Origin of the sequence: Plesiomonas sp. ZOR0011, assembly GCF_000800945.1 — a bacterium.
Classification (GTDB): domain Bacteria; phylum Pseudomonadota; class Gammaproteobacteria; order Enterobacterales; family CAMTGL01; genus Plesiomonas; species Plesiomonas shigelloides.
In genome coordinates this window covers 1-1,451 of sequence record NZ_JRKB01000122.1, presented here as the reverse complement: position 1 = coordinate 1,451, position 1,451 = coordinate 1, and the positions used below count along the sequence as shown (strand labels likewise).

2 protein-coding genes are annotated in these 1,451 nt (G+C 52.9%); one reads left to right on the top strand and one right to left on the bottom strand.

Annotated elements, in window-relative coordinates; translation table 11 throughout:
- Positions 1-225: 225 nt before the first annotated feature.
- Positions 226-603, bottom strand: coding sequence for a C40 family peptidase (locus tag L975_RS18380; protein ID WP_177326662.1), 378 nt, complete (start codon positions 601-603; stop codon positions 226-228).
- Between the two features lie 207 nt (positions 604-810).
- Here L975_RS18380 and L975_RS18375 point away from each other — a divergent pair, with 207 nt between their 5' ends.
- Entirely contained in the window at positions 811-990 is a 180-nt protein-coding gene (locus L975_RS18375; protein WP_177326661.1) for a hypothetical protein, read from the top strand.
- Positions 991-1,451 lie beyond the last annotated feature (461 nt).

The following is a 1,451-nucleotide window of genomic DNA, read 5'->3' as shown; positions in this document are numbered from 1 at the left end:
CCCGGACGCGGAATCGAACCACGGACACGGGGATTTTCAATCCCCTGCTCTACCGACTGAGCTATCCGGGCAGCGCAATGCGGGACGTATTAAGCCATGAAGTAGGGCAGATAGCAAGTACAAAAATCAGCGCCCATTATCGGGTGCTGCAAAAAACAGCACTGTTTCCCGTGCTTACCGGTCAATGGCTGGTGCGTTGCTCGCCCTGTTTAGTGGTCTTGCGGCTTACTCCCAATGCGGCTGCGGCGGCAAACTGATTTTGGCCGTTTCCAGCAAGCGACGCGCGCCCAGATAGTGTTTACGCCAGTAATCATTATCCAGATGACTGATGCGAATGCGGCTGCCGGTATGCGGCGCTTCAATAAAGCGATTATTGCCCAAATAGATCCCCACATGGTCTGCGTGGCTGTGCTGCGGGCTATGGATATGGAAGAACACCAGATCGCCGGTTTCTAATTGCCCGCGCCGTACTCGGCTGGCGCTGCGCATATGGAACATGTTGTTCGCGGTGCGCGGCAGGTGCGGGGTGAACATCTTGTCATAAATAAAGTAGACCAAGCCGCTGCAGTCAAAACCGGTACGCGGTGAACTGCCCCCATACACATAAGGTTTCCCTAGTTGGCGAATCGCTTTACGCACTACCAGCCGTTTGGCGATACGAATCTTATCGATGTGTTTCCGCAGATGATGTTTCAGATGGGCGGATTTGGCTGAGTGTTTCTCCGCATGTCGGCGGTGAGAGTGATTAGAGTGATGCGCGGCGTTGGTCTGCGCGTGATGTCCTGTGTGCGTATGGGAATGCGGAACGGCATGCGCAGAATGCGAGGCATGCGAATGTGCATGCGTAAGCGCTGGCGCGTGCGTTGCCTTGGCGTGTTGGCGCGACGGTGTATGCCGGTGCATGGGCTTTTGCTGGCGCGCTTTGCGCTTACGATGCGTCAGCTGATGGTGGCCCGTCGCACGTTGATGATGCGCGGCGTAGCAGCTTAAAGGCAGCGAGCAGCCAAACAAAAACAAAAAAAACAATATGGGACGCAGCAAAGCTGCGGTAGTGAAGCTCATCATAATACTATCTGGTGAGTTCCTGCCGGACGGTATACGGTGTCAGCCACTTCATGCAGTGACGGATACCGATTCGGCATACAAATGGCAACGTAAGATGTCAGAACATGTCTTAGTCAAAAAGTTTCATAAAATGTGTGTGTGCAGACGCATTTGGAATAAAAACCGACAGAGCGCAGATTTATTACCCAGTGATAGCGAAGCAAAGAGGGCAAAGTTGAAGGTTTGCAAAGTAGAGTTGAGAGTTGGGCGCTGAGGGTTGATACCGGATAAACCAATCAATAAACCGCAGATAGCAAAAAGCCCCGCTCATTGAGCAGGGCTTTCGAATTTGGCTCCTCTGACTGGACTCGAACCAGTGACATACGGATTAACAGTCCGCCGTTCTA